The organism is Roseibacillus ishigakijimensis, from assembly GCF_016595415.1.
Lineage (GTDB): Bacteria > Verrucomicrobiota > Verrucomicrobiia > Verrucomicrobiales > Akkermansiaceae > Roseibacillus > Roseibacillus ishigakijimensis.
Map to the genome: position 1 here is coordinate 1 of NZ_JAENIO010000064.1, position 12,953 is coordinate 12,953.

The following is a 12,953-nucleotide window of genomic DNA, read 5'->3' on the forward strand; positions in this document are numbered from 1 at the left end:
AAGTCGGGACAGAGCAGGCTGCGGGCTGCTTGATCGGGGGCGGTGGCCAGGTAGAAGGCCATCTCCCCTTCGACCGAGCAAAACCAGACCTCCTCAGCCCCGGCCTCGAAGTAGAGGGCTTTCTTTTCCAGCATCTCGTTGGTGGTGTTGGAGGGAGAGAGGACTTCCACGCAGATTTCTGGGGCTCGGGTCAGCACCCCGCTGGAGTGGCGGCACTGTTGGCGGCGCGGGTAGGAAATCCAGACCGTATCGGCGGCTCGCACTCCCCGGGAAGTCGAGATGGGGCATTCGGTGAGCGCCCGTCCGCCCGTCATCAGTTGGGTGAGGAGCAGCGCGATGTCGGTTTGGGTTTCACCATGATTGTAATGGGGGGGCGGGGACATGAGGACTTGGCCGTGGGCATTGGTCTCGATGCGGTGCTCCAAGCGGGCATAGAAGGGATCGGCCAGAATCTTTTCCCAGACCGCCAGATTGAAGGTGGTCTGGTCCTGGAACTCGGGTCGATTGGCCACTTCGAGAACGGCGGACATAAGGGCACTCTAGCGCAAAAGAGGCATGGGGAAAAGGGGGGAAGTGGCGCCTGGGGGGGCGCCGAAGAGTCACAAGATGGCTCCCGGGGTGTAGTCGGCGGCGGCGGGGTTCTTGGCGACGAGCTCGTTCACCCGTTGCCCGAAGCTTGCCAGCTGGGCGGGGGCATTGCCGGTGTTGGTTTTGTTGGCTTCCAGCAAGCCCTGCAGAGTGGCGAGGTCCAGAGGGAGACGCTCATCGTTGGCAAGGCGTTGGAGGAGGTTGTTTTCGCGCAAGTCGCCCCCCCGCAGATCGGCGACGGTGGCGAGGGCGTGTTCCTTGATGACGTGGTGGGCGGTTTCCCGACCCACCCCGGCCTTCACGGCGGCCATCATGATGGTGGTGGTCAGGAGGAAAGGGAGGTAGTGGAGGTTCTCCTTCTCAATCACCGCTGGATAGGTGTCCATTTGATCGAGGACGGTCAGCAGGGTCTCGAAGAGGCCATCGGTGGCGAAAAAGGCATCGGGCAGCATCACGCGGCGCACCACCGAGCAGGAGACATCGCCCTCGTTCCATTGGTCGCCTGCCAGATTGGAGGCCATGGTGAGGTGGCCTTTGAGGATGGCGTGGAAGCCGTTGATGCGCTCGCAGGAGCGCGAATTCATCTTGTGCGGCATGGCCGAGGAGCCGGTTTGGCCGGGGGCGAAGCCTTCGGAGGCGGTTTCATGTCCGGCCATCAGGCGGAGGGTTTTGGCAAAGGAAGAGGGAGCGCTGCCCAGCTCGACGAGGGCGGAGACCACTGCGAAATCGAGGGAGCGGGGATAGACCTGGCCCACGTTTTCCCATACCGCCGGGATTCCGAGGTGATTGGCGAGACTTTTTTCCAAGCGGGCCACTTTATCGGAATCGCCATCGAAGAGGGAGAGCTGGTCCAGCTGGGTGCCCACCGCGCCCTTGAGCCCCCGCACCGCGTAGCTGGCGATGAGGTGCTCGAAGCGGCCAAGAGCATCGAGGAGCTCCTCGCCAAACATCGCCAGGCGCTTGCCGAAAGTGGTGCTCTGCGCGGCCACGTTGTGGGTGCGGCCGGTGATCACGAGGTCGCCGGTTTCGGTGGCTAGCTTGCCGAGCCGGGCCAGCGCGGCGACCGTTTTGTCGCGCATCACCAACAGCGAGCGATAAACTTGCAGCTGCTCAACATTCTCGGTCAGGTCACGTGAGGTCATGCCCTTGTGCAATTGTTCGTGACCGGCGAGGTCGTTGAACTCCTCGATGCGGGCCTTGACGTCGTGGCGGGTGATGCGTTCGCGCGCGTCGATGGAAGCGAGGTCGATTTGGTTTTTGACCGCCTCGTAGGCTTGCAAGGCTTCCTCGGGAATGTCCAGGCCGAGGTCCTTCTGGGCCCGGGCCACCGCCAGCCAGAGTTCGCGTTCGAGCAAAATGCGGCCTTCGGGAGACCAGATGTCTTTCAGGGCGGAAGAAGCGTAGCGTTCGGCGAGGACGTTCGGAATCATGTGCGGGCGAGTCTGGACCGGGATGCGGGCAAGGGGAATTCAATTTTGTGCGACTCTTCCCTGCGGGTGGCAAAGAGGGCACAAAAATGCCCGGAGGGACGCTCCGGGCTGCGGGAAAAATGGCGCTGTCCTCCGCTTAGACCGAAGCGCGGCCGATGGAGTGGTATTCGATGCCATGGGCAGCCATGACCTTGGGATCGTAGAGATTCCGCCCGTCGAAGATGAGGGGAGTGCGCATGCGCTTCTTGATTTCATCCAGGTCGGCATTGGCGAATTGCGGCCATTCGGTGCCAATAACGAGGGCCTCCGCGTCATCGAGGCAGGCATACATGTCTTCGCCGTAGCTGAAGTTTTCGTGGAGATTGCCAAACTTCTTCGCGGTTTCCATGCCTTGGGGATCCCAGCCGGTGACATCTGCCCCCTCAGCCATCATGTCGTTGGCGAGCTTGATGGCGACCGATTCGCGCACGTCGTCGGTGTTTTGTTTGAAGGCGAGACCCCAGAGGGCGATCTTCTTTTCTTGCAGGACCCAGAGTTTTTCGCGAATGCGACCGAGGAAGAGTTTGCGCTGGTCCTCGTTGATGGTTTCCACCTGCTTGAGCAGCTCGAAGGGATAGCCCAGGGTTTCGGAGATGTTGATGAAAGCCTTGACGTCTTTGGGGAAACAGGAACCTCCATAGCCGAGACCGGCATTCAGGAATTGGCGGCCAATGCGAGCGTCCATCCCGATTCCTTCCGCCACCATTTCGATGTCGGCTCCCGACTTTTCGCAAACCCGGGCCACGGCATTGATGTAGGAAATCTTGAGGGCGAGGAAGGAGTTGGCCGCGTGCTTGATGAGCTCGGCGGACTCGATGTCAGTTACGAGGACGGGAGCATTGAAGGGATCATAGATGCGGCGCATCATGTCGGCTGCTTTCTCGTCGTTGGCTCCGAAGACGATGCGGTCGGGGTTAAGGAGGTCGTCGACCGCGCAACCTTCGCGCAGGAACTCGGGATTGGAGGCCACCGCAAATTCCACCCCCTCGGGTGCGTAGCGGCGAACGGTCTCTTCCACCTTGGAACCTGTTTTGACCGGAACGGTCGATTTGTCCACGATGACGCGGAAGCCGTATTCCGGCTTGAGCGCTTCCGCAATCTCGCGGGCCACCTTTTCGATAAAGGAGAGGTCGACGGAGCCATCGGGTTGGGGCGGGGTGGGCACGGCGATGAAGACAACGTCCCCATCCTTGACGCCTTCCTCAGTCGAGGTGGTGAACTTCAAGCGACCTGCTGCCACATTTCGTTTCACCAGGTCTTCCAAACCGGGCTCGAAAATGGGGATTTTCCCATCGAGGAGGGTTTTGACCTTTTCTTCGTTGTTGTCAACGCAGGTCACCTGATGACCGACTTCCGCGAAACATGCTCCGGTAGTGAGTCCAACATAGCCGGTTCCGATGATAGATAATTTCATATAAAAAGAAAATGAGACGAGCGAAAGGCGTTCACGTATCAGTCAAAAATGTGAAACTCAAGCCTAGCCCATAAGAAATCGTGACAATGTGGTCACTGGCTTTCTTGATCTCTTTCACCTTGAATGGCGGGTGAAGTGGGCGGCCAGATCCAGCCATTCCGCCTCAATGGAGATTTCGCGAGAGGGCACGGGTTGGTTGGCCCGGTGATACCAGTAGGAAGCATTGCCGAGGTCGCCCTCCTGGCGGTGGAGATGGGCGTGCAGCCAAGCTCCTTGGGGGTCGGGCATGTCTTGGGCGATGTTGTGGGCTCCTTCCCAATCGCCGGCTTTGGCCAGCCAGAGGACTTGGAGCGCGGGGCTCAGATTTTCGGGTGGGGCCCCGTGGGCTTTTTCCAATTCTTCAAGCAGGTTTTCGCTCTTCATCGCAAGCGATCCTGCCTGAATTCTCAGGAATGAAAAGGGTGAGTTGGGGGGAAGGGGCGGGTTTCTGACGGGCCGGCGGGTCCTGGCCTCGGGGTGGGACAGTCGGGACCCTACGAAAAAGCTCTCCGCTGGGGAGAGCTCTTGAAGAAAGGGTGGGCAGTCAGGCCAGGCGGGGGTCGCGAGGTCACGCCACGGTGGCGGGGGAGAGGTGGCGGCGCACTTTTTGCAGGGCATTGGCCACCGTGAGGCCGTGCTTCTCCCGCAAGATTTCGGGCTTGCCATGTTCGACGAATTCGTCGGGCCAGCCGATGCGTTCTACCGGGGTGTCGACGCCATGGTCGTGAAGAAGCTCGATGATGCTGGCGCCAAAGCCGTTGGCAAGGACGTGGTCTTCGTAAGTGCAGATCACTTTCGCCTTTTTGGCTTCGGTGAGAATGAGTTCCGCATCGAGAGGCTTGATGAAACGGGGGTTGATGAGGCCCACTGCAAGGCCTTCCGCCTCTAGTTCTCTGGCGGTCTCTTCGGCCATCTCGAAGAGGGAGCCGAGGCCGATAAGACAGACATCGGAGCCGCTCTTGACGAGTTCGCCTTTGCCGATTTCGAGTTGGACGGGTTGCTCCTTGGGCTTGGCTCCCGTGCCGGCTCCCCGGGGGTAGCGGATGGCGATGGGGCCTTCGTCGTAGTTGGCCATGGTCCAGAGCATGTCGACGAACTCTTCCTCGTCCTTGGCCTGCATGTGGATGAGCCCCGGGACGTGGCGGAGGTAGCCGATGTCAAAGAGTCCGTGGTGGGTGGGGCCGTCGTCGCCGGACAAACCGCCACGGTCCATGCAGAGGCGCACGGGGAGGTTTTGCAAGGCGATGTCGTGGACGATCATGTCGAAGGCCCGCTGCATGAAGGTGGAGTAGATGGCGAGGAAGGGGCGCAGGCCCTGGGTGGCGAGACCAGCCGCAAAGAGGGCGGCGTGCTCCTCGGCGATCCCGACATCGTAGTAGCGCTCCGGCAGCTCCTTCTTGAAGATATCAAGCTTGGTGCCACCGGGCATGGCCGCTGTAACGGCGAGCATTTTTTCGTCCTTTTTGGCGAAATCGGTCACCGTGCGGCCGAAGATTTCCGAATAGGTGGGAGCGCCCGCTTTGGTGGCTCCGTCTTCGACATTGTAGGGGCCCAGGCCGTGGAATTTGCCCGGCTTCTCGAGGGCCGGCTGGTAGCCCCGCCCTTTTTCGGTGATGATGTGCAGAAGCACGGGTTCATCCTGCCGCTTCAGGTAATCGAAAGTTTTGATAAGAAGGTCGACATTGTGACCATCAATGGGGCCGAAGTAGCGCAGGCCGAACTTTTCGAAGAGAACGTTGGGGAAGAGAAGGTTCTTGGCTGAGCGTTCGATTTTGTGCGCGAACTTGCGCACGGATTCTCCGGCTACTTTCTGGACGAAATCGGAGGCCTTGTCACGCACCGCAGAATAGGCGGAGTGGGTCTGCAGGGCGTTGAAATATTTGGCAATGGCCCCCACGTTGCGGTCGATGGACCACTCGTTGTCATTGAGAACGACGATGAAGCGCTTGGTGGTTTCCGCGATGTTGTTCAGCGCTTCCAAGGTGGGGCCGCAAGTGAAGGCGGCATCACCCGCCACAGCGACGACGTGGTTGTCCTCGCCCTTTTGGTCGCGGGCAGCGGCCATGCCGAGGGCGGCGGAGAGGGCGGTGCCGGCATGTCCGGCTCCGTAGGCGTCGTGCTCGGACTCCGTGCGCAGCAAAAAGCCATTGAGGCCCTGGTATTGGCGGATGGTGTCAATCTTGTCCGCGCGACCGGTCAGCATTTTGTGAACGTAGCCCTGGTGGGCGACATCGAAGACGAATTTGTCCTCGGGAGTGCTGAAGACCCGGTGCAGGGCGATGGAGAGCTCGACCACGCCGAGATTGGGACCGAGATGGCCCCCGGTATTGGCGAGGGAGCGGATCAGCGTGTCCCGGATTTCAGAAGCCAGGCCGGGCAACTGGTCAGCGGGAATTTTCTTCACATCCTCCGGCGACTTGATGGTCGGGAGCAAGGGAGGATTGGGCAACGGGGCGGGCTGGGGCGTGGAGTTAGAGGAGTCGGATGTCATCGGACGCGGCGTCGGAAGGGCGATTGTCGCTTGCTGCCGGTTCGGAAGCGAGCTTGTTTTCTGTTCCCGTGGATTTGGTGGTGTTTTGACTGGCGAGGGTCACGACCTCAATGCGGCGTTCCGCATCGTCAAGCAGGGTCTGGCAATGGGTGAGGAGTTCGTGGCCTTCTTCGTAGTGATCGAGCAAGGTCTGCAAGGGCAATTGCTCACTTTCCATCGTCTCGATCAGAGCTTCCAGTCGATCGACGGATTCTTCAAAGGGGGGCAGTTTTTTCGTTGTTTTCTTGGCCATTGCTTAGGAACCGGTCGGACGGGAAGAGTAGAAAATCATGGGGGCGCGGCGGAAGAGGATGATGCTCAGGCCGGGATAGCGGGAGTGGAAGCCATCCATCTCCTCGTCGTAGCTGCTGATCAGCCGGGGGCGGCGAGGGGTGCCATCGGCGACGACTTGAGCCGCCCAGGGGTCGAGGACCAGGGACTGCCAAGTGCGGTTGTAGGCGAGGGCTTCGGTGAGAGGGGGGATTCCGCTGGACAGGGGGGAGATGAGCACGCCGGTGACCGGGGTTTCTTCTTCCTCGGCCATGTCTTCGATTTCCTCCAAATGGGACATCTTAATGGGCAGCCAGACCGAGCGGCGATCAGCATACCAGGCCACTGCCCACGGCTGGTCGGAGACAATGATTTCGTCTTTTTCACCGTAATCCGCTAGATTCTCGTCCAGAGTGGAGGGGGCGTAGGGAGGGTAGTTGGGCGAGACGATCTCGCCCTGGTTGAAAATGGCGAGGACATCGAAGGGCATGCGCAGCAGGAAGGGGCTGGCGGAGATGACCACGATGAGGACGAGATGGGCCTGCCGCAGGAGGGGGACGTTTTTGGAGATGCTCAACCGGTTCCAGAGCACGCTGAGCATGGCCACGCCATAAGCGCCCATCAGAGGGGCGAAGAGAAGGTGAATCTGGTTCGGAGACATATCGCCGCCCTTGAGACCGAAGAGAGCCATTCCGAAGGAAGCAAAAATCCACATCAGGAGCAAAAACCAGCGGAATTCGCTGATGGAGGCTCGCTTGAAGGGGTGGAAGAGGGCGACGAAGAAGAGAGGGGCGGCCAGAATGCTTCCGAAGTAAAGGTAGAGGTCGTTGAACTGGGCCACGGTCAGGCGCAGAATTTGCAAGGTCAGGTTGCGCAGCTTCAAGGGAAGGGTTTCCAAGCTGCGCATCGCATACTCTTCCGAGCCAAAGAGACCTTCATAAAGGACGAGGGAAGCGGCCCCCCCGGGGTTTCCGGTGATTTGGATGTTGTGAATCACGGGCATGGCGGCGGCCGCGATGAGCGCGACGAGGGCGATGATGCCGGCAACGCCACGGGGCTTGATGAAGAGGGCCGCCGCGACCGCGTAGCCAATGACAAGCCAGACCGCGATCCAGTGGCTGAGACAGAGGAGGGCGAAGAAAACGGCGGCGAGGATGGCGTGGACGATGGTGTTTCGTTCTTCAGCCGTGTTTTCAAGGGCCCGGTATGCGAAGTAGCAGCCCGAGGTGAAGAGGAGGAGCATGAGCATCTGGGGCAGCCCACTCATGGAAATCTTCCAGAAAAGCTCACAGAACAGCATCAGCAGGGCTACGGTGGCGGCAATACGGGAGTCGAAGATGCGGCACACCAGCAGGTAGGTGACTCCGATGGCCAGGACGAGGCAGACGATGGCAAACCCGGCGACGATGCGGTCCAACTGATAGACGTATTGCCCCTTCTCCAAGCGCCAGGCTTCGAAGTCGCCCGCGCCTTGGGCCCGGAAAATGGCTCCCAAGAGAAGAGGTTGCAGAGGGGCGTGGTAAGTGTTCTCAGCGGCATCGGCCAGCGTGCCTTCGCCACTGGTGGCGATCTGGTTCTGATTGATCGCGGCCGGTCGAAGGACTTTGGTCACTAGTCCCTTGCCTCGCGAGACTTCGCGGGCGATGGCCGCTTGTTCCATGCCCTCGGGGGTATTGAGGCCGCGGAAGAGGACCGTGACGTGAAGGATGGCCATCACGATGAGGACGATGAAAAAGACCGCTCGGAGGGCGATGCTACCTAGATTTGAGGCTCCGTTGGGATTCATAAAGTGCTGTGTTCGCTCGGAAGAGGGTTTTTAGTCGAGAGTAGTGGGGTCGTCGGCGCGCTCATTGAGTTTCCGCTGCAATGTTCTCCGGCTTATACCGAGAAGAGAGGCCGCTTTTGTTTTGTTTCCATCCGTTTGCCGCAAGGCCCGCTCAATCGCGTCAGCCTCCAGCGCATGCAAATTGAGTTCGGCCATGGGCGCAAGATTCTTTTCGGTTTCCTTGCCCCCGGTGCCTGCTCCCTTGGCCGCCGGAGTAATTTCGCGCCCGGTCATGAAGCCCGGGAGGTGGCGGGCTTCAATTTGGTCGGAGTTGGATAGAATGACTCCGTGCTCCATGGCGGTGCGGAGTTCGCGCACGTTGCCGGGCCAGCGGTAGCTGCGAATGAGGGCGAGCGCGTCGTCGGCAAGGGGTTTGAGCGGGCGGGCGTTTTCATCCGAGAATTCCTTCAAAAAGGCGTTGGCCAGCAGGACCACGTCTTCCGGGCGTTCCCGCAGGGGAGGCATGTCAATTTTGAGAACGTTGAGGCGGAAGAAGAGGTCTTCCCGGAACTCCCCCGATTCCACCAGGTGCCGCAGGGACTTGTTGGTCGCGGCGACGAGGCGGACATCCACTTCGACGGGGGTGTTGGAGCCCACGCGCTCTATGGCTCGCTCGGAGAGGGCGCGCAAGAGCTTCACCTGGGTGGCGGGATCGATCTCACCGATTTCGTCCAGCACGAGGGTGCCGCCATGGGCTTGTTCGAAGCGGCCGACGCGGCGTTGGGTGGCTCCGGTGAAGGCTCCCTTTTCGTGGCCAAAGAGTTCCGATTCCAGTAGCTGGGGGGAGAGCGCGGCGCAGTTGACGATGACAAACTTGTCAGCAGGACGGCCCGAGAGGTCGTGCAAGGCGTGGGCGACGAGCTCTTTACCGGTTCCCGATTCGCCTTCGATAAGCACGGTGGCCTTGGTGGCCGCGACCTGCTCCACCATCTCGGTGACGCGCCGGATGGCTTCGGATTTTCCTAAAATGCGGTCCAGGCCAGAGGGGGCTTGCGCGGTTTTCTGGCGCAGGGTGGCGTTTTCGTTTCTCAGCTCGGTGTTTTGCTTTTCCAGCTTGCGGCTGCGGGCCGCGCGGAGGAGAAGGTTCTCGACCTCGTCGATATTGAGCGGTTTGGTGACGAAGTGGAAGGCCCCCCGGCGCATGGCCTCGACGGCGGTATCCACTGAGCCGTAGGCGGTCATCATGATGGCTACCGGGGGCTTGGGCAGGGCCAGGGCTTCCTCGATGAGGTCCATGCCGGATTCCGCGCCCAGGCGGAGATCGGTGAGGAGGAGGTCCACGTTTTCATTTTTGAGCACTTCCCGCGCTTGCGCGAGGTCGGCGGCCACGTAGACGTCGAATGACTCGTCCAGCGCCATCCGCAGGCCGTCCCGGGTGGGCTTTTCGTCATCGACTATCAGTAGAATGGGCTCCATTTCGGTCGGGTCAGCTTGCTAGCATTCAGTCGGCTTGGCAATGGGGGATTGAGTAAGCGCTGGCGGGGCTTGCCGTTCACTCCTCTGGGGGCTGGCGATGCAGCAGAGTGCGGGTGGTTTTTTCGGGCTGAAAGCGCTTCAGCAATTCTTGCGCGATCTTTTCCGCGATCTCGGGCTGGCCGCAGGTGTAAATGTCGAAGGAGGCATAACCAATCTCGGGCCAGGTGTGGATCGCAAGGTGGCTCTCCTGGATGACCACCACGCCACTGAGTCCGGCGGGATTGTATTGGTGCAGGAGACTGTCCACGACCGTTGCTCCGGCAATGGTGGCCGCTTCCCGCAGGGCCGCTCCAAGGGCCTCGCGATTGGTGAGCAGTTCGGCCCGGCAGCCCCGGCACTCCATGGCGATATGGACGCCGTAGGCACTGTGGGCGGGTGGTGCTGTGGAGGCTGGACTGGAGGAAGAGGTCACGAGGTGGCGGAGAGGAACGATTCGCAGGCGAGGGAGTTGTCGGCGAGGAAAATGAGGGTGTCGCCGGGGGAAACGAGGCGGTCTTTGTTGGGATTCAAATCGTATTCCTCGCCGGACTGGATGCCGATGATTTGTAAGTCGTGTGGAGAGTCCAGCGCCTGATGCTGGAGGGCGAGAACCTTGCTTTCTTTTCCTCGATAAGCGCGGAGATAGATTTCGCAGCCGTTGCGGTAGCTCAGCAGTTGCCGGAAGACCTCGTTGATGCCCGGTTGGTTCAGGTCCTGGGCCATGAGGCGGTCGGGCATTCCCTCCGACCACACGTAGCGCAAGCCTGCTTTCTTGAAAAGATCAACGGAGTCCGCTTCCTCGATGTAGCTGAGAATCTGCAATTTGCTCTCGGCGGGGAGAAGGTTCTTGAGGTAGGAAGCCGTGGTGTAGACATCGAAGTCGCCCGGGGTCTCTTCGTCGCCGATGACGATGATGTCCTTGGCTTCCGTCCACGCGGCGCGGGCGGCGACTTCAGGATTGCGGATGTTCCCTTTTACGAAGGAAACCTTGTTGCTTTTGAACTCAGCGGGGAGCTCGTTCAGGGTATCCGTCACGACTGCGATGGGGGTCTCGCGATTGACAATGGAGTGGCGCAATTCGCACACGATGTGCTCCACGCGGCCGACCGAGGGGCAACCGGCGATGATGATGTGGTCTTTCATGGTTAGCCTGAGGGTTCCTTTCTTTTTGCGGGTGAAGTGGTCGATGACGGCCTCGGAGACGGTGCCCAGCAGCAGGCCGATGATGCTGATGCCAAGGAGGAAGCAGGGATAGGCGATGAAGAAGCGCCCGGCGAAGGTCTGGGGGAAATAATCGCCGTAGCCCACGGTGGTCATGGTGACCATTGCCCACCAGAGGGAGTCGAGGTAGCTCAAGCCCTCCTGGACCTCGCGCTCGGCGAAGTAGAAGGCGCTGCCAAAGAGCACGCTCATCCCGATCGCCGTGAGGACCGCCCACAAAAAGCGGCCCACCGGGGTGGTGTGCTCGGCGACGAGGGTGATGAGGTGACGGAAAATCCACATGGCGAGGGGGCGTTCAGGGAGTCAGGGCGAGCTGCCAGCGGGTTTTCCAAAAAGCTTCCCGCGAATCATCGGGGGGCCACACCGGAGCTTGCCGCGAGGGGGCCCAGCGGGCCAGGTGAGCCATCACATCCGGGTCGCGGTCGGTGAGGTCGCGCACGAGCAGGAAGCCCTGCTCCACGATGTCGCGCAAGACGGCTTCACCGCTCACCTCGCCATAGCCCAGCTCTTCAATGTCCCAGGCGGACTCCGCGATCTCCGCGATTTCGTTCCAAATCAATCCCTGCGCGAGAGTGATCTCCCAACCCGCTTCCGTAAAGTTGAAGCGGCCTTCCTTGGTGAATTGGGCCCAAATCAGTTCCACGGGATCCGCGCCCAAGTAATCGGCCACCACCAGGCGCAAGTCATCCCAGCGCTCGTCCTCCAAAAAGCAATCCCAGTCGTGATCGCTTTCAAAGTCGGCAAAGGAGGCGTAGGCGAATTCCCCGGCCTCCAGATCAACCGCCGAAAAGACTTCGAAATATTGCAGGAGACGTTGGTAGCGCTGGTTGAATTCCTCCACCGCACGCCGTCCCGAGACGGTGGGGGTGTAGAAATTTTTCTCCGAGATTTCCACCAACTGCCGGGTAAGCAGCCAGGTGAGCAGAGGCTCCAGATGGGCTTCTCCTCCCAGTAGGAGAACGTCGAAATCCTTTCTCTGCCCAACCATGTGATTGAGCAGGACCGTGGCGCTGTAGAGCCTGCGTTTCTCCGGGGTCAATTCTCCGTCTGCCATGCTGGGGTCTGTGCGAGGATTCGAAACGGACTTCTTACCAACTGCTGGTGAGGAAAACGGCCACCACGAGAGTGAGGACCGCTTCCAGCAGGCCGATGCCCCAGTTGCGATCCTGGCTGAGCTCGTGCTGCAGGGAGACCTTGCGCACGATGAGGAGGTGGGCCAATTGCCGCAGGACGCCGAGCACGATGATGTAGAGGATGGCGACGAGGAAAATAGTGGTCAGCGAGTCGTAGTTGCGCATCGCTTCGCCCACCAGCCAGGCAAAGGCGAGCAGGGAGCCGCCATAGGCGAGCCCGATGGCCGGATTGTCTTTCTCTAGCTCACCATGGAGATCGAGGGAGGTGACGAAGGGGTAGAGGCGAGCGTAGAGGAGGAAGAGGGCCTGGCCGAGGACGAAGTAGAGCAGGGTGAGCCAAGGCTCGCCGAGGGGGGCAGGGCCGTGTTGCTCGGAGAGAGAGGCCGAGATGAGCAAGGCCGTGCCGAGAAAGGTGCCTGCCTCTACCGCTGCCAGTCCGCAGTTGCGATCTGTCAGGATTTCCTTGCGGTTGGAGAACTTGGAAAAGATGACGAAGTCGTTCACGAGCAGGGCGGCAAGCAGGAGGAGGAGGCTGCCTCCATTCCAATAAAGCGAGCTGAGGAATTCCCCCTGCCAGCTCTCGGCTTGCGAGGGCGAGGTGAGCACGGCGGCGATGACGAGGCTGAGAGCACCCAGAAATCCCCCGTAGGAAATCGCGAAGGCCGGATTGTCTTTTTCGGCGAGTTGATGGGCGAGCTTTACCTTGCGCAGAAGGGCAAAGGCGATGCTGCCGATGGCGAGGAGGACGAGGCTTTGCAGGAGATAAAGCCAAGCCATCCAGTTGCTGGTCTCCTCGGGGATTTGGAATTGAAACAGTTCACTCATGGTCAGGGAAGATAGAAAAGATTATGGGCTATCGCAGGGGTGGGCTCACTTGCCGCCACCGAAGGAGCTGCCCGAGCGCGAGGAGCTGCGGAAGCTTCCGGTTGATCGCGAGGAACTATAGGAGCTGCGTGAACTGCTATAAGAACTGCGGGAGCTGCTGCTGCTGCTGCTGCTGCTGCTGCTG

At 60.4% G+C, this 12,953-nt stretch carries 12 protein-coding genes; all 12 read right to left on the reverse strand.

What is annotated here, in order from left to right; all coding sequences use genetic code 11:
- Positions 1 to 530 (reverse strand): Uma2 family endonuclease (locus tag JIN78_RS16110; RefSeq protein ID WP_200393026.1); only part of this gene is annotated, 530 nt, incomplete at its 3' end.
- A gap of 69 nt (positions 531 to 599) precedes the next feature.
- Positions 600 to 2,018 carry an adenylosuccinate lyase gene (gene purB / locus JIN78_RS16115; protein ID WP_200393027.1) on the reverse strand — a complete coding sequence of 473 codons (1,419 nt, stop codon included), beginning with the start codon at positions 2,016 to 2,018 and terminating at the stop codon, positions 600 to 602.
- 136 nt (positions 2,019 to 2,154) lie between these two features.
- Positions 2,155 to 3,471 (reverse strand): UDP-glucose dehydrogenase family protein, encoded by a 1,317-nt coding sequence (locus JIN78_RS16120; RefSeq protein WP_200393028.1) that lies wholly within the window; start codon positions 3,469 to 3,471, stop codon positions 2,155 to 2,157.
- Between the two features lie 114 nt (positions 3,472 to 3,585).
- Positions 3,586 to 3,894 carry a hypothetical protein gene (locus tag JIN78_RS16125; protein WP_200393029.1) on the reverse strand — a complete coding sequence of 103 codons (309 nt, stop codon included), beginning with the start codon at positions 3,892 to 3,894 and terminating at the stop codon, positions 3,586 to 3,588.
- 184 nt (positions 3,895 to 4,078) lie between these two features.
- Positions 4,079 to 6,001: a 1-deoxy-D-xylulose-5-phosphate synthase gene (dxs, locus tag JIN78_RS16130; protein ID WP_200393030.1), complete on the reverse strand. Its 1,923-nt coding sequence runs from the start codon at positions 5,999 to 6,001 to the stop codon at positions 4,079 to 4,081.
- Complete coding sequence (gene xseB, locus JIN78_RS16135) at positions 5,982 to 6,293, reverse strand: exodeoxyribonuclease VII small subunit (protein ID WP_200393031.1); 312 nt, start codon at positions 6,291 to 6,293, stop codon at positions 5,982 to 5,984. Before xseB ends, dxs begins: the two co-directional genes overlap by 20 nt.
- 3 nt (positions 6,294 to 6,296) lie before the next feature.
- A complete protein-coding gene (locus JIN78_RS16140; RefSeq protein ID WP_200393032.1) occupies positions 6,297 to 8,096 on the reverse strand; it encodes an ArnT family glycosyltransferase in 1,800 nt (599 codons plus the stop codon).
- A 30-nt stretch (positions 8,097 to 8,126) separates the two neighbouring features.
- The gene (locus JIN78_RS16145; RefSeq protein ID WP_200393033.1) at positions 8,127 to 9,551 is read right to left on the reverse strand and encodes a sigma-54-dependent transcriptional regulator; all 1,425 of its coding nucleotides are present in this window, start codon (positions 9,549 to 9,551) and stop codon (positions 8,127 to 8,129) included.
- 76 nt (positions 9,552 to 9,627) lie between these two features.
- Positions 9,628 to 10,023, reverse strand: a complete 396-nt coding sequence (gene speD / locus JIN78_RS16150; RefSeq protein WP_200393034.1) for an adenosylmethionine decarboxylase — start codon at positions 10,021 to 10,023, stop codon at positions 9,628 to 9,630.
- Complete coding sequence (locus JIN78_RS16155) at positions 10,020 to 11,093, reverse strand: ion channel (RefSeq protein ID WP_200393035.1); 1,074 nt, start codon at positions 11,091 to 11,093, stop codon at positions 10,020 to 10,022. Before JIN78_RS16155 ends, speD begins: the two co-directional genes overlap by 4 nt.
- 13 nt (positions 11,094 to 11,106) lie before the next feature.
- Positions 11,107 to 11,865: a hypothetical protein gene (locus JIN78_RS16160; RefSeq protein ID WP_200393036.1), complete on the reverse strand. Its 759-nt coding sequence runs from the start codon at positions 11,863 to 11,865 to the stop codon at positions 11,107 to 11,109.
- 34 nt (positions 11,866 to 11,899) lie between these two features.
- Complete coding sequence (locus tag JIN78_RS16165) at positions 11,900 to 12,769, reverse strand: DUF350 domain-containing protein (protein WP_200393037.1); 870 nt, start codon at positions 12,767 to 12,769, stop codon at positions 11,900 to 11,902.
- Between the last annotated feature and the right edge of the window lie 184 nt (positions 12,770 to 12,953).

Excerpts from the sequence above, each read along its gene's own strand:
- purB (WP_200393027.1), bottom strand. The coding sequence starts at position 2,018 with ATGATTCCGAACGTCCTCGCCGAACGCTACGCTTCTTCCGCCCTGAAA.
- JIN78_RS16120 (WP_200393028.1), bottom strand. The coding sequence starts at position 3,471 with ATGAAATTATCTATCATCGGAACCGGCTATGTTGGACTCACTACCGGA.
- JIN78_RS16125 (WP_200393029.1), bottom strand. The coding sequence starts at position 3,894 with ATGAAGAGCGAAAACCTGCTTGAAGAATTGGAAAAAGCCCACGGGGCC.
- dxs (WP_200393030.1), bottom strand. The coding sequence starts at position 6,001 with ATGACATCCGACTCCTCTAACTCCACGCCCCAGCCCGCCCCGTTGCCC.
- xseB (WP_200393031.1), bottom strand. The coding sequence starts at position 6,293 with ATGGCCAAGAAAACAACGAAAAAACTGCCCCCCTTTGAAGAATCCGTC.
- JIN78_RS16140 (WP_200393032.1), bottom strand. The coding sequence starts at position 8,096 with ATGAATCCCAACGGAGCCTCAAATCTAGGTAGCATCGCCCTCCGAGCG.
- JIN78_RS16145 (WP_200393033.1), bottom strand. The coding sequence starts at position 9,551 with ATGGAGCCCATTCTACTGATAGTCGATGACGAAAAGCCCACCCGGGAC.
- JIN78_RS16155 (WP_200393035.1), bottom strand. The coding sequence starts at position 11,093 with ATGTGGATTTTCCGTCACCTCATCACCCTCGTCGCCGAGCACACCACC.
- JIN78_RS16160 (WP_200393036.1), bottom strand. The coding sequence starts at position 11,865 with ATGGCAGACGGAGAATTGACCCCGGAGAAACGCAGGCTCTACAGCGCC.
- JIN78_RS16165 (WP_200393037.1), bottom strand. The coding sequence starts at position 12,769 with ATGAGTGAACTGTTTCAATTCCAAATCCCCGAGGAGACCAGCAACTGG.